Genomic DNA, 25,891 nt, shown 5'->3' on the forward strand with positions numbered 1-25,891 from the left:
CGGAATGGCTGAATTAGGATGTCCGGACTTTCTGTTCAGGCGACGTTCCAGCGCGCCTCGGTCACGTCGAGCTTCTTCGGAATCAGCCTGAGGTTGGTGAACGTATCGGCGATCTGCTGCTGGTACGCCAGCGTCGCCGGCGATATCGGCTCGATGCCGTACGCGGTGCGCTGCAACGCGTGCTCGACGGTTGCCGCGTCCAGCCCCACGAGCGGCGACAGTTGCGCCGCGACGGCAGGCACGTTGTCGCGCGCCCAGCGGTCGACGTGATCCAGCTCTTCCAGCACCGCCCGCACGATCTGCGGTTGCCCGGCCGCGAACTTGCGCGTTGCGACGTAGTACTGGATATTGCGCACGAGCCCGGTGCCGTCGACGAGTTGCCGCGCATTCGCCTGCCTTTCGATGGCGGCGAGATACGGGTCCCAGATCACCCACGCATCGACACTGCCTTGCACGAACGCGGCTCGTGCGTCGGCGGGCGCAAGGTAGACGGGCTGGATGTCCGTGTACGCGAGCCCCGCTTTCTTCAGCGCCTCGACGAAGAGGTAATGCACGTTCGAGCCCTTGTTCAGCGCGATTTTCTTGCCGCGCAGTTGCGCGACCGAGCGGATAGCGGAGTCCTTCGGCACGACGATCGCCTCGGCGCGCGGCGCAGACGGCTCGTTGCCCACATAGACGAAATCGACGCCCGCCGCCTGCGCGAAGATCGGCGGCGTCTCGCCGACCGTGCCCACGTCGACGGCGCCCGCGTTGAGTCCTTCGAGCAGTTGCGGTCCCGCCGGGAATTCCAGCCACTGCACCGTGATGCCTTGCGGCGCGAGGCGCTTTTCGAGCGTGCCGCGCGCGCGCAGCACGACGAAGTTGCCGTATTTCTGATAGCCGATGCGCAAGGTCTTGACCGCATCGTCGGCGCGGGCGGCATTCGGCGCAAGCGCGCTTGCACCGAATGCGGCGAGCGTGAAGAGCGCGCGTCTGCGAGTGGATGAAGCGGGCGCGTTTTCCTGTGACATTCGTGATTCCTCGGGCGATGAGCGATGGCATCGTCGATGCCGCTTTCCCGGTCATCGTAACAACCGGCGACGCGCGGCCTAAGCAAGAAATCGTGATAAGCATTACACGCTGCGTGCGCGATATGGATAGCGTTCGATATTGTTTGCGGCACCGTAGGCGCGCCTCTAGCATCACGTCTCTTTCCACTGACGACGTCGCATCCATGAAGATTTCCACGCCATTCAAATCCGCTCTCTTCTCGGTTCTGCTCGCATGGGGCGTGGCCGGTCTGCAACCGGTTCAGGCCGCCGGCCAGACGGTTCGCGTCGGCATCATGTCGGGCGAGGACGAGGACGTCTGGCGCACGGTCGCGGCCAATGCAGCGAAGCAAGGCATCACGGTCAAGGTCACGACTTTCTCCGACTACACGCAGCCCAACGAGGCGCTCTCACAGCACGATCTCGACGCCAACTCGTTTCAGCATAAGCCCTATCTCGATGCGCAGATTCAGGCGCGCCATTACGCCATCGTGCCGGTCGGCTTCACTTACGTGCAGCCCATCGGCCTCTATTCGCGCAAGGTGAAATCGGTCGCGGATCTGCCGCAGAACGCCGCGATAGGCGTGCCGAACGATCCCAGCAACGAAGGCCGCGCGCTCCTGCTGTTGCAGGCGAACGGCGTGATCAAGCTGCGCGACAACGTCGGCCTGCTGCCGACCGCGCGCGACATCGCAAGCAATCCGAAGCATGTGCAGATCAAGGAACTGGATGCGGGCATCGTCGGGCGCGCCATCGGCGATCTCGATGCGGCCGTCGTGAATACCGACTGGGCGATCAAGGCGGGCATCCGCATTCCGGAGGAACGCATCGCGCAGGAGAAGGTGCCGGGCAATCCGTATCGCAACTTCATTGCCGTGAATGCGAAAGACGCGCAGGCACCTTGGGTCAAAACACTCGTCGCTAGCTATCAGCAGGCGAATGTGGCGTCGACCATTCTCGCGGTGTATCACGGCGCGACGCTGCCCGCGTGGGAAGGCGCGCCGCAGCGCTAAATGCGGTCGATTTCCATTCGGACACACTGAAAGCGGCGAGACGCCATGCAGCCGCTTCGCATCGAGATGCCTCGGCACGGTCGTTGCGAGTAAGGAGGTTTGTCAAAGAGAATTGCGACGCAGCATTGCGCTGCGTCCACCGTCCCTATGGCCTTACCTTCGATATTCGAGGAAATATTCAACACCGCGCCCGTCGGCAGCTACCTGCTCTCTCCTACTCCGGAAGCCGTCGTTCTCGCGGTGAACGACGCGTTTCTGAAAGTGTCGACGCTGCGTCGCGAAGACATGGTGGGCAAGAGTCTCTTCGAGATCTTTCCCCATAACGAAGCCGATCCGAACGACACAGGCGTCGAGGCGCTGCGTCAGTCGATTGCGCGCGCGAGAGAGACCGGGCGTGCCGATCACATGCCCCTGCAACGCTTTCCGCTTTGGGTGACCGCCGAAGACGGCACCATGCGCTACGAGGAACGTTTCTGGAGCGCGGTGAACACGCCGATCTTCAACGCGGAAGGCACGCTCATCTGCGTTTCTCACACGACCACGGACGTTACGGCCACGCATCGGACGCAACAGGCGCTGGCCGCCAGCGAGCAACGGTTCCGCAGTCTGTTCGACGCGATCAATCAGGGCTTTTGCGTCGTCGAGTTGATCTTCGATGAACGCGGCGAGCCGGCCGACTACCGGTTTCTGACGGTGAATCCCGCATTCGAAACGCAGACCGGGCTGAAGGACGCAGTGGGAAGAAACATCTCCGAACTGGTGCCCGGCCACGACCGCCACTTCTTCGACATCTACGGTTCTGTCGCTAAGAACGGCTTGCCTGTACATGTACAGGTGAAGGCGACCAAACTCGGGCGCTGGTTCGACGTCTATGCGTTTCGCCATGACGCATCGACGCCGGACCAGATCGGCGTGCTCTTCTCCAATATCACCCAGCAGCGCAAAAGCGAGGAGCGGCTTCTTGCGAGTGAGCGCAGCGCGCGAGCAGCGGCTCGGGAGGCGGTGGACGCGACGCGCCGCCTCGATGCCGTGCTCGAAGCGGCGCCTATCAGCATCGTCGTCTGCGACGAGCATGGCGGTATCGAGCGCGTGAACCGCTCATTCGTTCAGCTATGGGGAGAGGCGCATCCGCGTCCCGCGACCATCGACGATTTCGCGCAATGGAAGGGCCGCTGGGCCGATCATTCGGACAAGCACGGCGAGTTGCTGACTCCGCACGACTGGACGATTGCGCGCGTGCTCAAGGGAAGCGGCGCGACCACGGACATTGTGTCCATCGAGAGCTTCGATGACCCGCCCAACAGGCGGACCATCCTCAGCACGGGCGCACCGATCAAGGACGATCACGGCGGCGTGATCGGCGCGGTCGTGGCGCAGCTCGACATCACGGATCGCATCAACGCAGAAGAAGAACTGCGTCTTGCCGACAAGCGCAAAGACGAGTTCCTCGCGACGCTGTCCCATGAACTGCGCAATCCGCTGTCCCCGATTGCGAGCGCCGCGCAGCTCATGCGCGCTGCGCCGGGCGACGCGCGCCGGGTAAGCAAGTCGTGCGAGATCATTTCGCGGCAAGTGAAGCACATGACCGGTCTTATCGACGATCTTCTCGACGTGTCGCGCGTGACACAGGGCCTCATCAAGCTCGACATGGAAGTGCTCGACGCCAACCGCATAGCGGCCGATGCCATCGAGCAGGTGAGGCCCATCATCGAACGCAAGATGCATCGGCTGACGCTGCATACGCTCTCCTCTGCCGCGCTGGTTCGTGCCGACGAAAAGCGGCTGACTCAGGTGTTCGTGAACCTGCTCAACAATGCGGCGAAATATACGCCGGAGAAAGGCGTCATCGAATTTTCCGTTGCAGCAGAAGGCAAGTTCATCAAGGTGACCGTGACGGATAACGGCATTGGCATGACGCCCGATGTCGCGGCCCGCGCATTCGATCTCTTCTCGCAGGCCGAACGCAGTTCGGACCGTACGCAAGGAGGACTCGGGATCGGGCTCGCGCTCGTCAAGAGCCTCGTCGCGCTGCATGGTGGAACCGTCAGAGCGTATAGCGCGGGGCCTGGCACGGGCAGCACGTTCGTCGTATGCGTTCCGCGGGCGGAGACCATCAAGCCGCAAAAGACGAAGAAAGAAGACGCTTCGCCGGAGCCGCCGTTTCTGACGCGCCTGCGCGTGTTGATCGTGGACGACAATACGGACGCGTCGGAAACGCTCGCCATGTTGATGGAGACACTCGGCAATGAAGTGCGCGTGGCGGCAAGCGGGGCGGCCGCCGTGCAGGAAACGGAGCAATGGATTCCGCACGTCTGTCTGCTGGATATCGGCTTGCCGGACATGGACGGGTATCAGTTGGCATCGCTTCTGAAGCGTCAACCGCGCACAGCCGATGCAGTCCTCGTGGCCGTGACGGGATACGGGTTGCAACAGGACAGAGAGAAGGCGCTCGCGGCCGGGTTCGATCACCACTTCGTAAAACCGCTCGACGTGGGCAAGCTTTTCTCGTTGCTCGGGGAAATCGCGTCGCGGCAGCGGCAGGAGTGAGGCAAGGTGCGGGATGGCGTTTCGCTCTTTCGCCGCCGCGCGTACCTGCCTGCGCTCAGCGCGCTGGCGTTGAGCCGCCTGTACGCTGCCGGCAATCGCTGCGGCGCCAACCGTTAGAATGGTCTGTCATATCCGCGTTTCGTGTCCCAAACCGCCATCCATGCAAGTAGCCGCCCTGCCCGACGACGAAACCGAACGCTTGCGCGTTTTGCATAGCCTGCACATTCTGGACACGCCCGCCGAAGAGGCGTTCGATCGCGTGACGCGCGTGCTGGCACGTTTGCTTTCGGTGCCCATCGCGCTCGTGTCGCTCGTGGACGAGCATCGTCAGTGGTTCAAGTCGCGGCTCGGACTCGAAGCGTGCGAGACGTCGCGCGATATTTCTTTTTGCTCGCACGCGCTGCTCGAAGAAGACATGCTGGTCGTGCAGGACGCGCGCACCGATCCGCGTTTCCGCGACAACCCGGCCGTGATCGGCGCGACGTCCGTGCGCTTTTATGCTGGCGTGCCGCTGCGTTCTTCCGACGGCCACGCCATTGGCACGCTCTGCGCCGTCGATACCGTGCCGCGCACGCTGTCGCCCGAAGACGGCGCCGCCATGCGCGACCTGGCGGCCATTGTCGAGCGCGAACTGTTGTCGCGCGAAAGCACGTATTCCGCGCGTGTCCTGCATCAGGCTGACACGCAGGCCCTCCGTCTCTCGGAAACGCGATTTCGCACGATCTTCGAGCAGACGCCGACCGGTGCCGCGATCGTGGCACCGGACGGGCGCTTCGTCGAGGTGAATGCGCGCCTGTGCGAGATGCTCGGCTATCGCGCGGAAGAACTCGTTGCGCTGACCTTTCAGCAGATCACGTTCGTCGAAGATCTGGAAAGCGACCTGCAGCAGTTGCGTCAACTGCTCGCCGGGCACATCCCGACATACGCGATGGAAAAGCGCTATCTGCGCAGCGACGGTTCGCACCTGTGGGTTCAGCTGCATGTCGCGCTCGTGCGGCAGGCCAATGGCGATCCGCTGCATTTCATCGCGATCGTCGAGGACATTCAGGCACGCAAGGAAAACGAGCGGCTCCAACGCGAGCATCGCGTGTCGTTGGAAGAGCAAGTCAGCGAGCGCACGGCCGAGCTACGCGCGACCAACATGCAATTACGCGGCGAAGTCGCGCGGCGCGAGACAATGGAAGCGACACTGCGCGCGCAGAATCAGCTTCTTCAGGCCGTGATCGATAACGCACAGGACGCGTATGTCGCGATAGACAGCGAAGGACGCATCACCGAATGGAACGACGCGGCCGAGCACATGTTCGGCTGGGGCCGGCACGAGGTGCTCGGCCTTCCGATGGGCGAAATCATCATTCCCCCCGCGTGGCGCACGGCGCACGACGCGGGCATGCGCCGCTTCTTGCGCACGCGCGTGGCAACCATTCTTTCCAAGGCCACGGAAGTGAACGCGCTGCGCCGCTCGGGCGAGGTGTTCCCGGCGGAACTGCGCATCTCGACCGCCGCGACCGCCGATGGCGAGACGCTCTTTGCGTTCATCACGGACGTCAGCGAGCGCAAGCGCGTCGAAGCCGACATCATCGAAAGCCGGGAAGCCATACAGAAGGTGACGGACAGCCTGCCGGTGCTGATCTCCTACGTGGATCGCGAGCTGCGCTATCAATTCAACAACGACGGCTATCGGCGGCTGCTCGGGCGCGACACGGCGTCCATGCGCGGCACGCCGCTCGTATCGGCGATGCCGCCCGCGATGGTCCGCACGCTCATGCCTTCGTTTCAGCGCGCGCTCGCAGGCGAGCGTGTCCAGCATGACGACGTGGAAGATCACGAAGCCGATCCTCGCACGTGGAGCGTGTCGCTCGTGCCGGATATGCGCGGCCGCGAAGTGATCGGCTTTTACATGTTGGCGCAGGACGTGACGTCGCGCAGGCAGGCGGAGCGCCAGCTACGGGCGCAAGCCATGCGCGACCCGCTCACCGGCTTGCCGAACCGTCGCGCGTTGCTGCTGCACCTCGCACAGAACGTCGCGTTCGATACGCCGACGCGGCAGGCGCTCGCGCTCTTCTTTCTGGACCTCGACGAGTTCAAGCCGGTCAACGACGCATACGGCCACGAAGCCGGCGACGAGTTGCTGCGGCTCGTCGGCGCCCGCCTGAAAGCGACGGTGCGACACAGCGATTTCACGAGCCGCCTTGCCGGCGACGAGTTCGTCATCGTCAGCCACGGCGTCGCGGACGAAGCCACCGCCAGCCGCATAGCCGACGCCATATGCAGCGCGTTGAAACGGCCGTTCAGCCTGGCTGGCGTCGAAGTGGGAATTGCGGCGAGCGTGGGTGTCGTCGTCTGCGATGCGCAGGCGCGCATCACGCCCGATGCGCTTTTGGCCGCCGCAGACAGCGCCATGTACGAAGCGAAGCGCAAAGGCAGAAACCGCTATCGGCTGGCCGCGCGCATCGTTGGTTAGCGCGATGGCGCGTTAGTTGAGCGAACCGTCCAGCGCCCCGGCGGTGCGGCTGCGCGTACCGGCAGCGAACCACGTTTGCCCGACGCGGTATTCGCCGATTGCGCCGAGCGCCAGCACGACCGAGCCGAGTTCCAGCAGATGCGCCGGCGACAACGCGCCCGACAACCACCAGAACGCCAGCAGCGAACCCATGCGCATGACGAGCATCACCAGATCGCGCGCGACAATGCGGTCCACCAGTTCACCGCGAATGTCGAGCGCGCGCTGATTGAGCACGTGTTCGCTGGCGTTCAGGAACGGACCGGCGGCCGCGCGAAGGATCGAATGCGCGACGAACAGTGCCGGAAGCCACGCGCTGAATCCCAAGAGGACGAACGAGATGGCAACGGCCAAGCACGACCAGCCGAGCCAGCCGAGGCGGTTATCGACACTGCGGCTCTTGCGCGTCATGTAGAGCGCGACTGCGCCGGCCAGGCCCGCGACGGTCGATACCCAGCCGAGGTCGCTCGCCGAACCGAGCGACATGGCCGCACCGACCGACCCGACCGCGCCTCCCACGCCGAGCAGCCCCGACTCGACGAAAAAGAGCGGCAGACACGCGCGGAATTCCGGTTGCGCGATGACGGCGAGCGGGTTCGTCGCAGGGACCATCGGGGCTTCGGAGACGTTGCGCCCGAGCGCCAATCCGGCGACGACGCATACGACGCCGTAAGCCATGTAGAGCACGTGACTGCTGTTGTCCGTCTTTGCCAGGCAAAGCGTGGCCACAAGCGTGGCGATGATGCCCCCCGCGACTGCAAGCGCGCCGGAACGCGACGCGTAGCCGTCGCGTTCGGCGTCGGTCAGCACACTCATCTCGAGCCAGTAGCGTGCGCTCCATGTCAGCCCGAGGAAAAAGCCGTAGACGGCCGCCATCACGGGAATGGATTCGCCGCCGCACAGCAGAAGCGCGCCGGGCACGAGAAAACTGAGGCGCATCAGGCGCCGTCCGGTCAAACCGAGGTACGGGCCTAACAGATACGCGAAGAGGGCTGCGCCGCTCGCGTCGCACAGCATGTACGCGGTGAAGCGAAACATGGCGTCGGTATCGTCGACACCGACGACGAAGTAGCCGATAAATCCAGCCAGTGTCCCGATTGCCCCTTGCAAAGAGACAAAGAGGAGCATTTCCTGCTCGTGCTTCGACATAGTCTTGCTTTGAATGATCGATGGTCCGCACCGCCCCTTGCGGTGTGTAACCGGCACCGGGCCAGACAGTGATGCTCGGTGCATCGTCGCCGTTCGAGGCAACGATTCGATCGTCCTCGGTAAGGAATGCCGATTTCACTTCTTTTGCGATGGCGATACCCGGAAATTCCATCGCGGCCAGAGTTTAGTGTTTATCGACACTTACCTGCAAGACTTGAACGCCTAAAAAACCACGGTAAAACATACCTTCATAAAGATCGAAAGAGTCTGAACATAAGCAACGCTAGGCGATTTTCACGAATGCCTCTGTCGCCGCCATCCGCTCCACAAGAGTCAGCGCCTGAGCAACCACCTGATCCATGTTGTAGTAGCGGTAGCTTCCGAGTCTTCCCGCGAAGATCACTTCCGGATGCGCTTCGGCAAGGGCCTCGTAACGTCTGAACAATTCCGCGTTCGCGGGGCGAGGAATCGGGTAATAGGGATCGCCTTTATCGCTCGGATATTCGTACGTGATGCTGGTCTTCGCGTGCTCTTGGCCTGTCAGATACTTGTACTCCGTGATGCGCGTGAAAGGCACGTGTTCCGCCGGATAGTTGACGACCGCGAGTGACTGGAAGTGCTCCTGATCGAGCGTTTCATGGCGAAACTGAAGCGAACGATACGGCAGCTTGCCAAGGCAATGGTCGAAGTACTCGTCGATAGGCCCCGTATAGATGAGCTTGCGATAAGGCACCTCTGAGCGAATCTCCCGGTAGTCGGTATTGAGCATGACCTTGATGTTCGGATGCGCGAGCATCTTCTGGAACATGCGTGTATATCCTTCAAGCGGCATGCACTGAAACTCGTCGTTGAAGTAGCCGTCTTCCGCCGTCGTGCGCACCGGCACGCGCGACGTCACCGAACGGTCCAGTTCCGACGGGTCCATGCCCCATTGCTTGCGGGTATATCCACGGAAGAACTTCTCGTACAACTCGCGACCGATCTTGCTGACCACCACATCTTCGGATGTCCTGATGTCGGCGATCGGCTCCGCCCGCGACGCGAGAAAAGCCTCTGCCTGCTGCGGCGAAAGATCGAGCGAATAGAGGCGATTGAGCGTCGTCAGGTTGATCGGCACTGGCACCAGCATGCCGTCGACGGATGCCAGCACGCGATGCCGGTACGGTCGCCATGCCGTGAATCGCGACAGATAGTCCAGAACGCGCCGGGCATTCGTGTGGAAAATGTGCGGCCCATAGCGGTGAATCAGAATGCCGTCGGCGTTGTACTCGTCGTAAGCGTTGCCCGCGATATGCGAGCGCCTGTCGATGAGCAGAACGCGCTGGCCGTACTCGCTCGCGAGCCTTTCCGCCATCACGCTGCCCGCGAAACCCGCGCCGACAATCAGGTAGTCGAAGCCCTTGGGATGACCGCTGAGACCGGAGTTGGACGGTACGTTCGGTGTCGTCTCTACGATGCGCATTTTTTAACCTCGGCGAGCATGGCGGCGCACGTGTTGTCCCACGACGTTCCGGCGAGTACGGCTTCCACGCGGCGGATAAATGCCACGCGGTCCTTAGCATCGGCCAGAGAGGCTTCGATGGCGTGCTCGAAGCTGTTCACGTCCCCGGCGATGCGGACCACGCCGCTATCGCCATAGCGTGAGACCACATCGGTGATCGGCGTCGATACCACGGGTCGTCCCGCAGCGAGATATTCCGGCGTCTTCGTCGGACTGATATGACGCGTGGCCTCATTGATCGCGAAAGGCATGAGCGCGACGTCCCAGCCTGCGAGATAGCGCGGCAGATCGTCGTAGGACTTCTGGCCGAGATAGTGAATGTTCAGTGCCTGGGGCAGATCCTCCGGCCGGATCTTCGCGACAGGACCGAGCATGACGAACTGCCAGTCTGGCCTCGCGGCGGCAAGCGAGCCGATCAGCGCGGCGTCGAAACGCTCGTCGAGCACGCCGTAGAACCCAAGACGCGGGCGCGGTATCGGCGTCTGGTCGGAAGGCTCGGTCAATCGCCCGCACGCTTTCTGGAAGTGCGCGACGTCCACACTGCTCGGAAACGCATGGACGTTGTGATGAAAACGCCGCTTCGACTCATACAGGCTTTGCCCGCCCGTGAAGACGACATGTGCCTTGCGCATCAGCCGGGCTTCGCGTTGTGTGAGTTGCGGGGGAGCGTCCTTGAACGCGGACAGCTCGTCCATGCAGTCATAGACGATGAGCCTCGCATCGAGGTGATCGGTAAAAGCGAGCATCATCGGCGAGTAATACCAGAGACCGAGATCCCACGTCTCCGTATCGGCGAGGTACGCGTCCAGCAGCGCACGTTGCGCGCGCTCGTCGTCTTCCTGCGTCTGGTCAGAAGGAAGCCACGGCGTCAATACGCGGATGCCTTCATTAGTCGTCCGAACCTCCAGCCACGCGTCGGCCTCGGCCTCGTCCATTCGTCGTGGCTCTTCGAAAAAGAGCACTTCTGCATGCTTCGCCATGCGCGAGAGCACGTGCTGCGGCCGCTGATACACGAAGTTCCAGCGCAGATGGCACAGGCATAAGAACGTCCGTGGCAAGCCCGATCGCGCGATCGAGATGCGCGGACGAACCTGCTTCGAAGGACTGTCGGCGGACCCGGCTGCGCTGGCGGCGGCGGGGTCGGGTCGGGCTTGAGACTCGCGCAAGGGAGTGCCTCCGGAAGTAACTGCCGAGCGGAGGATCCGCTCGGAACATCCATCCATTGCGTCGGTTACGTCCGAAGCTCGGCTGCTTTCGCCTCGCGTTGAAAATGAGTGACGCTTCGTATCGCGCACGCGACGACGGCATCGGGCCGGGCAACCCTCTGATGCATGTGCCGGCGCGTTCGCTGACAAATCTGCGACATAAGCGGCAATCGTTGTTCCAGCGCCCGCTTGCTCGGGGCAAACACTGATCGCGCGGTACGACGGCATAGCGAGTGCTTAGATGCGTCGCGGGTTCGCGCTCACGTCGTACTAAATTCGGGATGCTGGATATGAAAGATCGGCTGGTGCTGTGGGGAGGACTGGAATGCACGGTCAACCGGGTGCGGGACACGTTCTTCAGCCAGTTGGACCGGAACGGACACGCGACGCGCGAAGACGATCTTCAGCGTTTCGCCTCGCTGGGCATACGCGCGCTGCGCTATCCGGTGCTGTGGGAAAGAACGGCGCCGTCGCGCATCGAGGATGCCGACTGGTCATGGCTCGACGCGCGCCTGCCCATGCTTCGCGCACTGGGCGTCGAACCGATAGCCGGCCTGCTGCATCATGGAAGCGGGCCGCTGCCCGGTGGACTGCTCGACCCGAACTTCGCCGACAGGCTCGCGCAATTCGCACGAGCGGTCGCCGAACGCTACCCGTGGCTTTCGTATTACACACCGGTGAACGAGCCCAACACGACCGCGCGATTCAGCGGGCTCTACGGCGTCTGGCATCCGCACGGCACGGATGACCGGACCTATCTCGAGGCGCTCATCAATCAATGCAAGGCGACGGTCTACGCGATGCGCGAAGTGCGCAGCGTCAACCCGGATGCGAAGCTCGTTCAGACGGACGATCTCGGCAAGACCCAGGGCACGCCCGCCATGACCGAGCTCGTCAGTTTTTACAACGAGCGGCGCTGGCTTTCGTGGGACTTGCTCTGCGGCAAGGTCGTCCCGGGACATGCGCTGTGGCAATACATCATGGATGCAGGCGTCGCGGCCGAAGACGTCTTGTGGTTCGTGGACAACCCGTGTCCGCCGGACATCATCGGCATCAACTACTACATCACGAGCGAGCGCTGGCTCGATGACCGAATTCACCAGTATCCGCAGGCGTATCGCTGCGAATGGTACGGGCATCGCCTCGCCGACATCGAAGCGGCGCGCGCGCTTGCGCATCCGCCGCCGGGCATACGCGCGTTGATCGACGAAGCGTGGCAGCGGTACGGCTTGCCGCTCGCCGTGACGGAAGCGCATATCGACGCCACACGGCAAGACCAGTTGCGCTGGCTGCACGAGATCTGGACCGCTGCGAGCGAGGCGCGGGCACAAGGCGCCGACGTGCGTGCGGTGACCGTATGGGCACTTCTCGGTTCGTATGACTGGAACTGCCTCGTCACGGAGGAACGCGGATACTACGAATCAGGCGCATTCGATGTGCGCGGGCACGAGCCGCGCGAAACGGCCGTTGCGGCGCTGATGCGCGACCTTGCCGCTGGCCGTCCACACGATCACCCCGTCCTGCATGGCACGGGATGGTGGCGCCGTCCGGGGCGCTTTCTCTGTGAGCCGGTGGTGCTGGACGCACTCGGCGGCGCATCGAGCGGACTCGGCGCACTCGCGGCGACGGCGCGCTCGCGCGACGAGACGCATGCGCCCGCCCCGATACTCGTCGTCGGGGACGGCGCGCTGGCGCAACTCTTCGCCACTCTCTGCGCGCAGCGCGATTTGCGGTACGTCACCGTGTCGGCGGACGAGTTGCTCGTGAGCGACGCCATCGACACCTTCGAACCTTGGGCAGTCATCAATGCCATGGATCCGGTGGATGCCGACGCTGCCGAGCGCAGCCCGCGCGATGCTCTTCAGGGCATCGCGAAGATGGCAGCCGCGCTCGCCGAGGCCTGCGCCGCACGAGGTATCGAATACCTCGGGTTCTCGTCCGACTGTGTTTTCGATGGGCGCGCCGCAAGGCCTTATGTCGAGACAGACGGCGTAGGTCCGCTCAACCGCCTGGGCCGTTGCATGACCGGCATGGAGCGGGACGTGCTGCGGTGTTTTCCGGAAGCACTCGTCATTCGGACAGGCCCTGTCTTCGGGCTTTGGCAAGGTGTGGACTTCCTCGACCGCGCGCTGCGCGCCCTCGCCGACGACCGCACGTTCGTCGCCGCCAAAGACGTCACCGTTTCGCCGACCTACGCGCCGGACCTCGTACACGCGTGTCTCGATCTTCTCATCGACCGCGAATCAGGCATCGTTCATCTGAGCAATCGCGGCGCTGTGACCTGCTTCGAATTCGCGGTGCAGGCCGCCGACATTGCGGGTCTCGATTCGAGCCTCGTCGAAGCGTGCCAGGTCGAGGCGATGCGCTCATCCGCGCCGCAGCCTCTTTATCGCGCGCTTGCCAGCCGTAGGGCCGCCGTCCTGCCCGCGCTCGACGACGCGCTTCGCCGCTGTGTCGAACACTGGCGCGCGCATGTATGCAAGACCGAACCGGGACTCGCGATGCAGACAAGGAGCGGCGCTTAACACTGCGCGGCGAGTGCCACGAGGATGCCGACGAACTCGTCCACTGCTTGCGAAGTCGCTTCGTCTTTTCGCGTCATGACGCTGTAGTTCGAGAGGGTCCGCCGTATCGGCACGTCCACATAGCCGAGAAGGCCGTGCTTCACGTACTTGTCCATCGCGGCCTGCGGTTGCAGCGAAATCATGTCGGTGGCTTGCAGCAGTTCGAGCGTCGAAAAGATGGAGGGCGTCTCCACGATGCCCACGGGCGCGACCATACCGGCCGCTGCGAACGTTTCCTCGAAGAGCTGTCGCATCGCGGTGCCTTGCGGATACAGAATCCACGGCCATTGGCCGAGGCCGGTCATCTCCACGCGCCTTTCTCGCAGCAACGGATGATGCTGTCCGACAACCGCACGCACAGGCTCGGCCAATAGATCGGCCACATGGAACAGCGCTTCGTGACGCGCCTCGGTCGGACGCCCGACCATCACGTCGATTCGCCTTTCCTCCAGCCATGCCGCGAGCTGATCGCTGCTTTGCTCGACCAGCTTGATGATGAGTCGCGGGCGCCGCCGCTGAATTTCCTTGATCGCCGCGGTGACGAGTTGCGCGGCGGAAGCCGGGATAAAGCCCACGGTGAGATGACCATAGCCGCCGTTTTTCAGCGTCGCGAACTCGCTGGAGAATTTGCTGAGGTTCGAAAGCGTCGTGCTGGCGTAGCGCACGGAGAGTGTGCCGAGGTCCGTCGGCCGCATCTCGCGCGGCAAGCGTTCGAAGAGCGGCGCATCGAACATGGCTTCGAGGTCGCTCAGAATCTTCGTCGCGGCCGGTTGCGTGATGTGCATCTGCTCGGCGGCGATCCGCAGATTGCGCGTGCGCCCCAGCAGTTCGAGCAACTGGAGATGCCTGAAGCGCAGCTTCGTCAGTACCTGCGCAGCGGAGAGCGTGGAATCTTGCGACATAGGGTATACGCGCGCCGACTCATAACCGAAGGGAATTGATTCTACTCAATTCGCGATTGGACGCTTATTGAAAACGCGTCGGACAATTCGAAACGTCCGACAGTCGTCGAATCTTTAACCTCACTTAAGCCATCACGATGAATACACGAGTCCTATACCCCGCCGATGAACTGCAAGGCTTCGCACAGCGTCTGCTGATCGCGGCCGGAATGGAGGACGAGAAAGCGCAAGCCGTCGCGCGCACGCTAGTGGACGGCGATCTGATGGGACACGACACTCACGGCCTCGCGTTGTTGCCCGGCTATATCCGCGAGATAGAGAACGGTGCGATGACGTGTGCCGGCGAGCCCGATGTCGTCTCGGACCGCCGCGCGAGCGTGTTGTGGGATGGCCGGCGGCTGCCCGGTCCGTGGCTCGTGCTGCGGGGCATCGAAACGCTCGCGCCGAGGGCGAAGGAGTATGGCAGCGCAACGCTCGTCATTCGGCGCAGCCACCATATCGCGTGTCTCGCGAGCTACCTCGAGAAAGCCACGGCCGACGGATTCATGATCGTGCTTGCCAGTTCGGACCCGGCGGTGCAAAGCGTCGCGCCTCACGGCGGCACGCGGTCGGTCTTCACGCCGAATCCCATCGCGGCGGGCATCCCGACATCGGGCACGCCGTTTTTGATCGATATCTCGGCATCTACCGTGACGAACGGCATGACCGCGCGCCGCCACAAGGCCGGAGAATTGTTCGACGAACCTTGTTTTCTCGATGCCGAAGGACATCCCAGCCGCGATCCCGCCGTGCTCTCTACCGAACCGCCGGGTTCCATCCTGCCGGTTGGCGGCATGACGTGGGGACACAAGGGCTTCGGACTGGCGCTGCTGATCGAGGCGCTGACGGGCGGGCTCGCAGGCCACGGCCGGGCTGATCCGCCGGATGGCTGGGGCGCCACCGTGTTTCTGTCGCTCTATGACCCGGCTGCCTTCGGCGGTCCGGAAGCATTCGCGCGGCAGATGGACTGGCTCGGCGACGCGTGCCGTGAGAATCCGCCGCGCCCCGGAACGTCGAGTGTGCGCATGCCGGGCGATCGCGGGCTGAGCCTGAAGCGCGAGCAACTGCGCGACGGTGTTGCGCTGCATCCGACCATCGCGCCAGCGCTCGAAGCCTGCGCGCAACGTTATGAGATTGCGCTTCCCGGCAAGCTGACGGACTGACGCGCGAGAGCGAGGACTCGCGGCCCTCGCTACTGCTTCGCGCTTATGCCTTCTCGTCCAGCGCGGCCGGCGGAATGGGACCGCGCACGAGCAGCCAATAGCCGATCACGGCGACTGCGGCCACGCCTGCGCCCACAAACAGCGCGGGCTGGAACGAGTGCGATTGCTGCACGATGAAGCCCGTGACCACCGGCGCGAGCGCGCCGCCGAAGTAGCCGCCAAAGTTCTGCATCGCACCGATAGACGCCGTGCAGTTGGCGGGCGCGGCAACGGAAGCCGTCGCCCAGGCCGCGCTGCTCGACACATACAGCAGCAGCATCGAGATGGAGATGAACACGACGGCGAGCGTCGCGCTGTGCGTGAGGCCGGTAAGCACCGTGAACACGGCGACACCGAAGAGCGAAGCCGCCATCGGATATTTGCGGCTATTGACCGCCGATACGCCACGCTTCGCGAGCACGTCGCAAATCTTCCCGCCGGAGAGACTTCCGATCACGCCGAAGAGATAGGGCACGGCCGCCACCCATCCCGACTTCGAGATGGTCAGGTGGAATTCCATTTGCAGATACGTCGGCAGCCACGCGTTATAGAGCCACAGGACGTAGATGGTGCCGAAGAAACCGAGCAGCATGCCCCACGTCGTGCCGAATTCGAAGAGACGCCGCCACTCGCGCCACGTCGGACGCGTCTGTACTTCGCCGTCGACATCGGACAGATACGCGCGCTCGCGCTGCGTCAGTTGAACCTGACGCGGGTCGCGATGCACCAGAAAAAAGCCCAGCGCCACCACGAGCCCGGCGATGCCCATGATGCCGAACATCCATCGCCAGCCCACGGTCAGCATCACGACGGTCAGCAGCGGCGCCGATATGGCGGTGCCGAGCGTAGACGAACTGTTCCAGATGCCGGTCGCAGCGCCCCGCTCTTTCTTGCCGAACCAGTCGCGAACGACCTTCGCGCTCGTGGGAAACTGCGGCGCCTCGCCAATTCCGAGCACCATGCGCGCGGCGAAGAACTGCCCAAAGCTGGTGACGACGCCGCCGAACGCCTGCGCCACCGACCACGTCGCGAGACTGACGGCGAGCATCACGCGCGCGCCGAAGCGATCGACCAGCGCGCCCGCCGGCAGTTGCGCGAACGCATAAGCCCAGAGGAATGCCGAAAGCAGCAGGCCCATTTCGCCGACCGACAGCCCGAGATCGTGCCGGATTAGCGGATTCGCAATGGACAGCGTGGCGCGGTCGATATAGTTGATCACGCCGCTCAGGAGCAGCAGGGCAAGCGCGGTGCGCTGAATGCGCCGAACTCTGGGCGACGCGCGGTCGTCTGAAACGACGGTTTCGGCGCCGCTCGCGTCAGGCTCGGCAATGCGCGGCGCGGTGGAGGATTGCTCCATGGGTATGTCTCCTGAATATTATGTTCTGTCGGCACTGCCGGTATCTGAATCCGACGCGCGCATTACGGCATTGGACTGACGCACGATAAGACGGCACCCGTAAGAAATCCAATCACATTTCCTCGGGAACCGATTCCATTTGTTTATGGCGCGCTAGGGGCAAACCCGCGTGAGCGGCGCTAAACCCGAAACCAACGCTTTGGCCGATAAGCCGACGGATAGGTGACGTCTAGCGTATGATCCCCCGCGGACCACCCATTCCCCTAAGGTAACAATTACATGCAACCGCCAACACTGGCCGGTACGCCCCTCGACGCGTATCACGTCTGCGCCTTCTTCAACAGCCGCGACGAAGAGTACGCCACGCTCAATCCTTTCCTTCAGGAAGCGTTCGCAAGCGGCGAAAAGGTCATGCATATCGTCGATCCGACGTTGCTGGCGGACCATCGCGCGCGGCTCACGGCATCCGGAATCGATGCCGCCCATTGCGAGGCCTGCGGTCAGCTCGAACTCGTTTCGTGGCGCGATGCTTATCTCGATGACACAGGTACCTTCGACAAAGACCGAATGCTCGCCGCGGTCGATCATTTGACGGGAACCGGCCGCGACGCGGGCTTTTCGCGTCTGCGGGTCATCGGGAATATGAACTGGGTGTTCGACGACATCGAAGTCGCGCCGAAGCTGATCGAATACGAAGCCGAAGTCAACGAGGTGCTCGCGCACAACCGGCAGCCTGCCATCTGCGTGTACGACATGGCGAAGCTCTCGGGCGCGATGCTGATGGATCTGCTGCGCACGCACCCCATGACGCTGATCAACGGCGTCGTGCAGGAGAATCCCTTCTTCACGCCGCCCTCCGAAATGATTCAGGAGCTCAAACGGCGTCGGTCGGTCGAGGCTGCGTCCGGCGCATCTTTCGAAGAGCATGGCCGCTGATTCAATTGCCGAGGCGCTCTCGCGGGAAGCCGCGGAGCGCAGTCTGCGCGACCTCATGGGCCTGCTCGCGCTGCCCGCGTTGTGGGCGGGACGAGACGGCCGCACGGTGATTCAACTGATGACCGAGGCCGTCGAGCGCGTCGTGCGTCTGGACGTTTGCTATGCGCACGTGCCGCTTCTTCCCGACGCGCCTGCATTTGACAGTCTGCGCCTCGCCGAAGCGGACGTAACCGCGGATACGCGTCTCGCATGGGAACCGGCGATCGCAACATGGCGACGGATGCCCATCGGCCCGCGCGCCGTGCTTCAGGCGACGCCCGCCGGCGCGCAAAGACTCGTGCGCATGAGCATGGGCTATACCGCCGGACAAGGCAGCGTCTGGTTCGGCTCGGCCGATCCGTCGTTTCCCTCGGTGACGGGCCTCGCCTTTCTGCGCGCGGCGACCTCGCTCGCGGCGACCGGTTTGCAGGCCGCGCGAGCCACTCACGAGCGCGAGGCGGCCAGCCGGGCCAAGGACGAATTCCTCGCCATGCTCGGCCATGAGCTACGCAATCCGCTCGCGCCGATCACGACGTCGCTCGGCCTGATACGCAAACATCGCGGCGGAACGGCGGACAAGTATCACGACATCATCGAACGGCAGGTATCGCACCTGTCGCGTCTCGTCGAGGATCTGCTCGACGTGAGCCGCATCACGCGCGGGTCCATCGAACTGCATCGCGAACCCGTGCGAATCGGTTCGGTGCTCACGCGCGCCATCGAGGCCGCGAGTCCGCTGATCGAGCAGCGCGGACAAACCTTGTCGCTCTCGGTGACGGACGACGGAGCGTTGATCTCCGCCGACCTCACGCGGCTCACGCAGGTCTTCGGCAATCTGCTCAACAACGCGGCGAAGTACACGGATACCGGCGGCGCGATCCGCGTCGAAGCCGTGACGCGGGCGACGGAGATCGTCGTGTCCGTGTCCGACGACGGCGCGGGTATCAGCGACGAATTGATGCCGCGCCTCTTCACGATCTTCGAGCAAGGCCGAACCACCATCGACCGCGCGAAAGGCGGATTGGGGATCGGACTCGCGCTGGTGAAGAATCTCGTCGAGCTGCACGGCGGCACGGTCATGGCGAAAAGCGACGGGCCGGGCACGGGTTCGACCTTCGTGGTCACGCTGCCGACGACGCCGCATGCACTGGCGCCGGCCGACCCGCTGCCCTATTGGGACTCGCTTCCCCATGGCAACGGTACTCGTGTACTGCTCGTCGACGACAACGAGGACGGTCTTCTCGCGATGGAAGCGTTCCTCACGGAACTCGGATTCGACGTCGCGACGGCAACCCTGCCCGAGACGGCGATCCAGGTGGCCGCGGATTTCCGCCCCGCGTTCGCGGTGCTGGACATTGGCTTGCCGGGCATGGACGGCTACCAGTTGGCCAGGGCGCTACAGCAACAGCATGAGGCGGCTCCGCCCCGGCTCTTCGCCTTGACGGGATACGGCCAGGCCGAAGACCGGAAACGCTCCGCCGACGCCGGGTTCGAACGTCACTTCGTCAAACCCGTGTCACTCATGGAACTGGCGGAGGCGCTGAGGGTGATCGCTTAAGCAAGCACCTGCCGCGCGAGCCGTATCACGCTTCGTTTTCCGGAAAGTCGGCGCCAAGGGTCGTGTCTTCCCACGCGTCGAAGTCGCGCTTGAGCAGGTCGAGCTTCTTGCGCGCGAGTTCGAGCGCCGGCTTGCCTAGCAGCAGACGCAGCGGCGGCGTGTCCGCGGTGGCCGCCTTGATGATCGCGTGAGCCGCGCGCACCGGGTCGCCCGCCTGATTGCCGCTGCGGGCAGCGGTTTGCTTGCGGCGCTCACCGGCGGTCGCGGCATAGTCGGCGATTTCGGTCGCCGATGCCTTGATCGACGGTCCCGCCCAGTTCGTTCGGAACGGGCCCGGTTCGACAATCAGCACGTCAATGCCGAGCGGCTTCACTTCAGTCGCGAGCGATTCCGATATGCCTTCCACCGCGTATTTCGTGCCGTGGTAGTAGCCCGTCGCGGCGAAGCTGGTGAGTCCGCCGATCGACGAGACATTGATGACGATCCCGCTCTTCTGCGCCCGCATGACTGGCAGCACGGCCTTCGTCATGTCGATGAGACCGAACACGTTCGTCTCGAACATGTCGCGCACGGCATCGTTTTCCCCTTCCTCGATTGCCGCGAGATAGCCGTAGCCCGCGTTATTGACGAGCGCGTCGATGCGGCCGAAGCGTTGCATCGACTGCTCGACGGCATTCGCGATCTGTTCGCGGTTCTGTACGTCGAGCGGCAAGACGATCGCGCGATCCTCATGTCCCTTGACGATGTCTTGCACCTTCGACGGATCGCGCGCCGTCACCACCGCGCGCCATCCGCGTTCGAGCACGGCGTTCGCCAGTTCGCGGCCGAAGCCCGTTGAGCAGCCGGTGATCAGCCAGACGGGATTTTCCCGGTTCATCATGTTCGGATCCTTTCGTATGAAGAGCTTTGTAAGGTCGAGCGCCTGACGGCGACCAGAAGCGAAGACAGGCGCACGCAGCGCCGGTTCATTCTAGCGGCCGTTGCACGATAGCGTCGTCGCGCAATGCACGCCCGCGATGCTGGTAAGCGTCGCAGGGATCGTGCCGGCTGATTGACCGGCGGGGTGCACGGGTTCAACTTCATTCATGGTGCCCAAACTTCGGGAAAGCGAGGCTTTAGTACTTATTCAGTACTTCGTATTATTACCAACAGTGCTTTATCGATTGAGCGCTCGGAGGCATCGGTATTGCGGCAGCAATCGTAGTGAGTCGATACCGGTGATCCGGCGCGCAACGCACCGCGTCCCCTCGTTACCGCGCGGCTTTCGTTAGAATGGTTTCCATCCTTCATTTCTGCCATTGCAGGAGGCAAGCGTGCCTGGTTTACTTCCCGACGTCGACCGCGAGGGACTCCTCGAATACTCAGTCGTTTTCACTGACCGATCACTCAACCACATGTCGCAGCGCTTTCAGGGCGTCATGCGCGACATTTCCGCCGTGCTCAAGAAGGTCTATCACGCGCAATCAGTCGTCGTCGTTCCGGGGAGCGGAACCTTCGGCATGGAAGCCGTGGCGCGCCAGTTCGCCACTGGCAAGAAGTGTCTCGTGATTCGCAATGGCTGGTTCAGCTTCCGCTGGTCGCAAATCTTCGACATGGGCGGCATCCCGTCCGAATCGGTCGTGCTAAAGGCGCGGCCCGTGCAGCAAGGCAGACAGGCTCCGTACGCACCGCCGCCCGTTGAAGAAGTGGTCGCCGCCATTCAGCAACACAAGCCGGACCTGGTCTTCGCGCCGCATGTCGAAACGGCAGCTGGCATCATGCTGCCAGATAGCTATCTGCGAGCGGTGGCGGACGCGGTCCATGCCGTCGGCGGCATGTTCGTGCTGGACTGCATCGCCTCGGGCACCGTCTCGGTGGATATGCAAGCCAGCGGCATCGATATCCTGATCAGCGCACCGCAGAAAGGATGGAGCGCGTCGCCCTGTTGCGGGCTCGTCATGCTGAGTCCGCTCGCCCGCGAAAGAATAGAAGCCACGACCAGCACCAGCTTCTCCTGCGATCTTCGCAAGTGGCTGCAAATCATGGAAGCCTACGAAAAAGACGGCTTCGCCTATCACGCCACGATGCCGACGGACAGTCTGGCGACGCTGCGCGACGCCATGAAGGAAGCCGAGGCATACGGCTTCGACAAGGTGAAAGCGGAGCAGCTCGAGCTGGGCAAGCGCATTCGTTCCCTGTTGCCCGAAAAGGGCTTCAAAAGCGTGGCCGCCGAAGGTTTCGAGGCGCCGGGTGTCGTGGTCAGCTACACCGACGATGACGGCATACGGTCCGGTAAGAAATTCGCCGAAGCCGGCCTGCAAGTGGCAGCGGGCGTTCCGCTGCAATGCGACGAGCCGGAAGACTTCAAGACCTTCCGCATCGGCTTGTTTGGCCTCGACAAGCTGCATGATGTCGAGGGTGCGGTGGCGCGAGTGGCAAACGCGTTGGACCGCATTCTGTAGGCCTCGCCAAGGCCGCACTTGCACGCGGCCGCTCCAAGCAGCGGCCACATTCTCTAGGGACGGCGCGTCATTCCCCTTTGACGGAAGCCGCGCCGTCCTGATTGTCGCCGCCTTCGCGGCGCTGCACGCCGGCGCCTTCCGTCCCGCCGATGGTGTCCTCTTCACTCGACAGTTCGACGAGTCCTTCTTCCTTCGTGATGTCCGACGTTTCGACAGCTCTCGGGTTGCCGGGTCCCGACGGACTATTCGCGTGTCTGGCCATGACTGACTCCGTTTGGTTGATATAGGGCGACTGCCTGCCAAGCGCCCTGTTTCGCTATTCCACGTGCTGCCGCACAGGCAACCATCGGACGTGCAATGCCTATGCCCACATTCGCGCTCATCGCGGCCGCAATGGGCACAACGCATGCGGAGCATGTTTTCAATGCCAAACCATGGAGCACGAAAATGAGCGATCAGACTTCCGGCAATGAAAGCCAGCAAGCAAGCGAAACCGAGCGCGAAAAAGCCCGCGACGAACGTCGGAAAACGGAAGTGGACGGCGCATCGGAGCGAAGCGGCAGTGGGAACACGCTAGGCGACGGCAGCAGCAACAAGCAGAAGGAAGGCTAATCGCTTCTTTCGAGGTGAGGCGCTGCTGCAAATTGCATCGGCTATTCGTTAGGTTTCCTCTCTACGTAGGCGGGATCATTGCGCCTTCTGATTATCGCGCGATGCATCCCCGTCGTCCGCGCACGTGTCCACGCCTTCCAGTCCCTGCGCGCGCTTCTTTGCCGCGAGTCGCGCTTGTGCGATCTGCAGATTACGCGGGTAATAGAAGTCCTCTTCCCATGGTTGATAACCGACGGTTTCCAGTTCACGCAGTTCACACTGCGCGCGTGCGCGAGTCATCGGTACCTGTTGAGGCGATGTTTGCGCCTTCGCGCTGGTTGGGAGAACGATCGACAAGCCGCAAGCGACTCCCAGTAAAACCGTGGAAAAACGATGCATGAGATGGCTCCCACATGATGTGTCTCGGCGAGCAATCGTCGGACCGCGAGCGCCGACATATCTCACCCAATCGGGTACAAAGGTTGCGCGCTCATCAGCTTGCGCCCATGCGCGTCCTTCACTTGTTCAGAGACAGGGAAACGAACCATGCCTCACATGTGCGATGTATGCGGCGCCCGGCCGGCTACCGTGCAACTCGCCGTCCTGCGTGATGGCCGCCGCCACGTTCTCAATGTTTGCGACTTTCACTATGCACAATTGACGCGCCATCAGCGCGCGCTGTCTCCGTTCGAAGCGCTGTTCACCGGGGGCACGCCCGCGCAGCAGGCGCCGGCGCATGGCGTTTCTCCGGAACGGGCAGCGAGCGCAGGCGCCGCCGGAATAGAACGCTATCTGAGCGATGGCGCGAAAGATTTGCTGATGCGCGCCGCCGAGCGCGCCGTGCAGTTCGGACGCACGGAGGTCGACACCGAGCATCTCTTATACGAACTCGCGGACAATGCGGTCGTGCAGTCGATGTTGAAAAATATCGGCATTGACGCCGCCGAGGTGCGCCGGTTCATCGACGCCAACGTGCCGCGTCGCGAAGGCGTGCCGCCGCCTGCGGGCGGCGCGATCGGTGTATCGCCGCGCCTGAAGAGTGCGCTCGATCGTGCGTTCGTAGCGTCGCGTCAGTTGCGCCACAGCTACATCGGGCCTGAACATCTGCTGATTGGATTGTCCGAAGTGCCGGACAGCTTCGCAGGACAATTGCTCGGCAAGATGAGCGTCGATGCACATGCGCTGCGGCGTCTGACCACGCAGACGGTCGGCGCGGGCGGCCCGCCGAACAGGGAGAATCCGCCTTCACGCACGCCGAATCTCGACAAGTTCAGCCGCGATCTCACCGCGCTTGCACGCGAAGGCCATCTCGATCCCGTGATCGGCAGAGCAAGCGAAATCGAAACGATGGTGGAAGTGCTCGCGCGGCGGCGCAAGAACAACCCGGTGCTGATCGGCGAGCCGGGCGTCGGCAAGACAGCCGTCGTCGAAGGGCTCGCGCAACGCATGATCGGCGGCGACGTGCCCGAGTCGGTGCGCGACAAGCGTCTTATCGAACTCAATGTCAACTCGATGGTCGCGGGCGCCAAATACCGAGGCGAATTCGAAGAGCGCGTGAAGCAGGTCATCGACGAGATCACGGCTAATCGCGAGACCCTGCTGCTTTTCGTGGACGAAGTGCATACGATCGTCGGCGCCGGACAGGGCGGCGGCGAAGGCGGACTCGATATCGCGAACGTATTCAAGCCCGCGATGGCGCGTGGCGAACTGAATCTCATCGGCGCGACGACGCTTGCCGAGTACCAGAAGCACATCGAAAAGGATGCTGCGCTCGAACGGCGCTTTCAACCTGTATTGATTCCCGAGCCGAGCGTCGCTCAGACCATCAACATTCTTCGCGGCCTGCGCGACCGGCTCGAAGCGCATCACAAGGTCACGATTCAGGACGACGCCATTGTCGCTGCAGCGGAGTTGTCGGACCGCTATATCAGCGGGCGCTTTCTGCCGGATAAGGCGATCGACCTCGTCGATCAGGCGGCGGCCCGCGTCAATCTGTCGGCCACGTCGCGGCCTGCGGCCATTCTCGAATTCGAGTCGGAACTCGCGCAGCTGCGGCGCGAACAGGACTACGCGGCGTCTCGCAAGCAGTACGACCGGGCACATGCGCTCGATGCCGAGATCGCCGGCAAGCAGAAAGAACTCAACGACGCGACCGACGACTGGAAAAAGCGCATCGGCACCAACACGTCGAATGTCACGGTGACGCAGATCGCTGAGATCGTCGCGACGCTCACGGGCATTCCGGTCACGCAATTAACCGAACACGAGCGCGAGCGATTGCTGAACATGGAAGCGCGCCTGCACGAGCGCGTGATCGGTCAGGAAGAAGCCGTGCGCGCGGTGAGCGATGCCGTGCGTCGCGCGCGCACAGGTCTACAGGGTCGCAACCGGCCGATTGCCGTCTTCCTCTTTCTCGGCTCCACGGGCGTCGGCAAAACCGAGCTCGCGAAGGCGCTTGCCGAAGTGGTATTCGGCGACGAAGACGCCATGCTTCGCGTCGACATGAGCGAGTACATGGAGCGTCACGCGGTCTCGCGGCTCATCGGTTCTCCGCCCGGTTACGTTGGCTATGAAGAAGGCGGCCAACTGACGGAACGCGTGCGCCGTCGCCCGTATAGCGTGATTCTGCTCGACGAGATCGAGAAAGCGCACGCCGACGTCTACAACGTACTGCTGCAGGTGTTCGACGATGGGCGCCTCACGGATGGAAAAGGCCGCGTCGTGGACTTCAGCAACACACTGATCATCGCGACGAGCAACCTCGCCTCCGACGTGATCGCAGGACAAAGGCGCGCGACGCTCGGCTTCACGAGCACGGACAGCGACGCGGATGACTCGGTAAGAAGCGGCGTGATGAACGTGCTTCGCCAGCATTTCCGGCCGGAGTTCCTGAACCGCATCGACGACATCATTCTCTTCAAGTCGCTCGGGCGCGAGGAAATCCGGCAGATCGTGCAGCTTCAACTGGAGCACGTCAAACGCATGGCGCACAGTCAGGACATCGCGCTGGAGTTCGATGAATCGGTTGTCGAGCATCTTGGCGAAGCCGGATACCGGCCGGAATTCGGCGCGCGGGAACTACGCCGGCAGATTCGCCAGTTGATCGAGAATGAGTTGGCGAAAGAGATGCTGAAGGGCGATATCGTCGAGGGCGCGCGCGTCCGGTGTCTGTATGACCGGGAGGCACGGCGCATCGTCTTCGATGCCGAACGTAAGTCCGCCGGAGATCTCGGCACGCCGCCCACGCCGTGAGTGCGTTCATGTGGGCTCGCGCGGCGGTCGTCGCTGAGCGAGCCGTGCTCGATGTGGACGATCG

Annotated in this window: 19 protein-coding genes; 10 read left to right on the forward strand and 9 right to left on the reverse strand. The window is 63.1% G+C overall.

Annotation, left to right across the window (positions count from 1 at the left end; genetic code table 11):
- Positions 1-35: 35 nt before the first annotated feature.
- Positions 36-1,010: a sulfonate ABC transporter substrate-binding protein gene (locus P9239_RS02455; RefSeq protein WP_309748913.1), complete on the reverse strand. Its 975-nt coding sequence runs from the start codon at positions 1,008-1,010 to the stop codon at positions 36-38.
- A 203-nt stretch (positions 1,011-1,213) separates the two neighbouring features.
- On the opposite strand from P9239_RS02455, the gene P9239_RS02460 reads away from it, so the two are divergent.
- The 3 genes from P9239_RS02460 to P9239_RS02470 all read left to right on the forward strand — a co-directional run bounded on the left by P9239_RS02460 (position 1,214) and on the right by P9239_RS02470 (position 7,052).
- The gene (locus P9239_RS02460) at positions 1,214-2,041 is read left to right on the forward strand and encodes a MetQ/NlpA family lipoprotein (protein WP_309748914.1); all 828 of its coding nucleotides are present in this window, start codon (positions 1,214-1,216) and stop codon (positions 2,039-2,041) included.
- Positions 2,042-2,188: 147 nt separating this feature from the next.
- On the forward strand, positions 2,189-4,588 hold the full coding sequence (locus tag P9239_RS02465) for an ATP-binding protein (protein WP_309748915.1): 2,400 nt from the start codon (positions 2,189-2,191) through the stop codon (positions 4,586-4,588).
- 160 nt (positions 4,589-4,748) lie between these two features.
- Positions 4,749-7,052, forward strand: a complete 2,304-nt coding sequence (locus P9239_RS02470; protein ID WP_309748916.1) for a PAS domain S-box protein — start codon at positions 4,749-4,751, stop codon at positions 7,050-7,052.
- Between the two features lie 12 nt (positions 7,053-7,064).
- On the opposite strand, the gene P9239_RS02475 is transcribed toward P9239_RS02470, so the two are convergent.
- From P9239_RS02475 to P9239_RS02485, 3 genes are all read right to left on the reverse strand, one after another.
- Complete coding sequence (locus P9239_RS02475) at positions 7,065-8,219, reverse strand: hypothetical protein (RefSeq protein WP_309748917.1); 1,155 nt, start codon at positions 8,217-8,219, stop codon at positions 7,065-7,067.
- Positions 8,220-8,523: 304 nt separating this feature from the next.
- The gene (gene glf, locus P9239_RS02480; RefSeq protein WP_309748918.1) at positions 8,524-9,702 is read right to left on the reverse strand and encodes a UDP-galactopyranose mutase; all 1,179 of its coding nucleotides are present in this window, start codon (positions 9,700-9,702) and stop codon (positions 8,524-8,526) included.
- Positions 9,690-10,799: a glycosyltransferase family 1 protein gene (locus P9239_RS02485; protein ID WP_309748919.1), complete on the reverse strand. Its 1,110-nt coding sequence runs from the start codon at positions 10,797-10,799 to the stop codon at positions 9,690-9,692. Before P9239_RS02485 ends, glf begins: the two co-directional genes overlap by 13 nt.
- Positions 10,800-11,236: 437 nt before the next feature.
- On the opposite strand from P9239_RS02485, the gene P9239_RS02490 reads away from it, so the two are divergent.
- A complete protein-coding gene (locus P9239_RS02490) occupies positions 11,237-13,471 on the forward strand; it encodes a family 1 glycosylhydrolase (RefSeq protein WP_309748920.1) in 2,235 nt (744 codons plus the stop codon).
- Here P9239_RS02490 and P9239_RS02495 read toward each other — a convergent pair.
- Complete coding sequence (locus P9239_RS02495) at positions 13,468-14,412, reverse strand: LysR family transcriptional regulator (RefSeq protein ID WP_309748921.1); 945 nt, start codon at positions 14,410-14,412, stop codon at positions 13,468-13,470. The two genes, P9239_RS02490 and P9239_RS02495, sit on opposite strands and share 4 nt — an antisense overlap.
- A gap of 137 nt (positions 14,413-14,549) precedes the next feature.
- Here P9239_RS02495 and P9239_RS02500 point away from each other — a divergent pair, with 137 nt between their 5' ends.
- On the forward strand, positions 14,550-15,614 hold the full coding sequence (locus P9239_RS02500) for an Ldh family oxidoreductase (RefSeq protein WP_309748922.1): 1,065 nt from the start codon (positions 14,550-14,552) through the stop codon (positions 15,612-15,614).
- 43 nt (positions 15,615-15,657) lie between these two features.
- Here P9239_RS02500 and P9239_RS02505 read toward each other — a convergent pair whose 3' ends face one another.
- Positions 15,658-17,010 carry an MFS transporter gene (locus P9239_RS02505; protein WP_309748923.1) on the reverse strand — a complete coding sequence of 451 codons (1,353 nt, stop codon included), beginning with the start codon at positions 17,008-17,010 and terminating at the stop codon, positions 15,658-15,660.
- Between the two features lie 279 nt (positions 17,011-17,289).
- On the opposite strand from P9239_RS02505, the gene P9239_RS02510 reads away from it, so the two are divergent.
- The gene (locus tag P9239_RS02510) at positions 17,290-17,946 is read left to right on the forward strand and encodes an MEDS domain-containing protein (protein WP_309748924.1); all 657 of its coding nucleotides are present in this window, start codon (positions 17,290-17,292) and stop codon (positions 17,944-17,946) included.
- Positions 17,936-19,543 carry a hybrid sensor histidine kinase/response regulator gene (locus P9239_RS02515; protein WP_309748925.1) on the forward strand — a complete coding sequence of 536 codons (1,608 nt, stop codon included), beginning with the start codon at positions 17,936-17,938 and terminating at the stop codon, positions 19,541-19,543. The genes P9239_RS02510 and P9239_RS02515 overlap by 11 nt, the downstream gene beginning before the upstream one ends.
- Before the next feature lie 25 nt (positions 19,544-19,568).
- Here P9239_RS02515 and P9239_RS02520 read toward each other — a convergent pair whose 3' ends face one another.
- Positions 19,569-20,423 (reverse strand): oxidoreductase, encoded by an 855-nt coding sequence (locus tag P9239_RS02520; RefSeq protein ID WP_309748926.1) that lies wholly within the window; start codon positions 20,421-20,423, stop codon positions 19,569-19,571.
- Between the two features lie 433 nt (positions 20,424-20,856).
- Here P9239_RS02520 and P9239_RS02525 point away from each other — a divergent pair, with 433 nt between their 5' ends.
- Positions 20,857-21,984, forward strand: a complete 1,128-nt coding sequence (locus P9239_RS02525) for an aminotransferase class V-fold PLP-dependent enzyme (RefSeq protein WP_309748927.1) — start codon at positions 20,857-20,859, stop codon at positions 21,982-21,984.
- A 67-nt stretch (positions 21,985-22,051) separates the two neighbouring features.
- Here P9239_RS02525 and P9239_RS02530 read toward each other — a convergent pair whose 3' ends face one another.
- Positions 22,052-22,246, reverse strand: coding sequence for a hypothetical protein (locus P9239_RS02530; RefSeq protein WP_309748928.1), 195 nt, complete (start codon positions 22,244-22,246; stop codon positions 22,052-22,054).
- A 185-nt stretch (positions 22,247-22,431) separates the two neighbouring features.
- On the opposite strand from P9239_RS02530, the gene P9239_RS02535 reads away from it, so the two are divergent.
- Positions 22,432-22,596: a hypothetical protein gene (locus P9239_RS02535; RefSeq protein ID WP_309748929.1), complete on the forward strand. Its 165-nt coding sequence runs from the start codon at positions 22,432-22,434 to the stop codon at positions 22,594-22,596.
- A gap of 75 nt (positions 22,597-22,671) precedes the next feature.
- Here the strand turns inward: P9239_RS02535 and P9239_RS02540 are convergent, their stop codons facing one another.
- Positions 22,672-22,974, reverse strand: coding sequence for a DUF4148 domain-containing protein (locus P9239_RS02540; protein ID WP_404980159.1), 303 nt, complete (start codon positions 22,972-22,974; stop codon positions 22,672-22,674).
- Between the two features lie 147 nt (positions 22,975-23,121).
- Here P9239_RS02540 and P9239_RS02545 point away from each other — a divergent pair, with 147 nt between their 5' ends.
- Positions 23,122-25,827, forward strand: coding sequence for an ATP-dependent Clp protease ATP-binding subunit (locus P9239_RS02545; RefSeq protein ID WP_309748931.1), 2,706 nt, complete (start codon positions 23,122-23,124; stop codon positions 25,825-25,827).
- The last annotated feature ends 64 nt before the right edge of the window (positions 25,828-25,891 follow it).

Origin of the sequence: Caballeronia sp. LZ062 (assembly GCF_031450785.1) — a bacterium.
Lineage (GTDB): Bacteria > Pseudomonadota > Gammaproteobacteria > Burkholderiales > Burkholderiaceae > Caballeronia.

Coding starts and splice junctions, on each gene's coding strand:
- P9239_RS02455 (WP_309748913.1), bottom strand. CDS start 1,010: ATGTCACAGGAAAACGCGCCCGCTTCATCCACTCGCAGACGCGCGCTC.
- P9239_RS02460 (WP_309748914.1), top strand. CDS start 1,214: ATGAAGATTTCCACGCCATTCAAATCCGCTCTCTTCTCGGTTCTGCTC.
- P9239_RS02465 (WP_309748915.1), top strand. CDS start 2,189: ATGGCCTTACCTTCGATATTCGAGGAAATATTCAACACCGCGCCCGTC.
- P9239_RS02470 (WP_309748916.1), top strand. CDS start 4,749: ATGCAAGTAGCCGCCCTGCCCGACGACGAAACCGAACGCTTGCGCGTT.
- P9239_RS02475 (WP_309748917.1), bottom strand. CDS start 8,219: ATGCTCCTCTTTGTCTCTTTGCAAGGGGCAATCGGGACACTGGCTGGA.
- glf (WP_309748918.1), bottom strand. CDS start 9,702: ATGCGCATCGTAGAGACGACACCGAACGTACCGTCCAACTCCGGTCTC.
- P9239_RS02490 (WP_309748920.1), top strand. CDS start 11,237: ATGAAAGATCGGCTGGTGCTGTGGGGAGGACTGGAATGCACGGTCAAC.
- P9239_RS02495 (WP_309748921.1), bottom strand. CDS start 14,412: ATGTCGCAAGATTCCACGCTCTCCGCTGCGCAGGTACTGACGAAGCTG.
- P9239_RS02500 (WP_309748922.1), top strand. CDS start 14,550: ATGAATACACGAGTCCTATACCCCGCCGATGAACTGCAAGGCTTCGCA.
- P9239_RS02505 (WP_309748923.1), bottom strand. CDS start 17,010: ATGGAGCAATCCTCCACCGCGCCGCGCATTGCCGAGCCTGACGCGAGC.
- P9239_RS02510 (WP_309748924.1), top strand. CDS start 17,290: ATGCAACCGCCAACACTGGCCGGTACGCCCCTCGACGCGTATCACGTC.
- P9239_RS02515 (WP_309748925.1), top strand. CDS start 17,936: ATGGCCGCTGATTCAATTGCCGAGGCGCTCTCGCGGGAAGCCGCGGAG.
- P9239_RS02520 (WP_309748926.1), bottom strand. CDS start 20,423: ATGATGAACCGGGAAAATCCCGTCTGGCTGATCACCGGCTGCTCAACG.
- P9239_RS02530 (WP_309748928.1), bottom strand. CDS start 22,246: ATGGCCAGACACGCGAATAGTCCGTCGGGACCCGGCAACCCGAGAGCT.
- P9239_RS02535 (WP_309748929.1), top strand. CDS start 22,432: ATGAGCGATCAGACTTCCGGCAATGAAAGCCAGCAAGCAAGCGAAACC.
- P9239_RS02540 (WP_404980159.1), bottom strand. CDS start 22,974: ATGCATCGTTTTTCCACGGTTTTACTGGGAGTCGCTTGCGGCTTGTCG.
- P9239_RS02545 (WP_309748931.1), top strand. CDS start 23,122: ATGCCTCACATGTGCGATGTATGCGGCGCCCGGCCGGCTACCGTGCAA.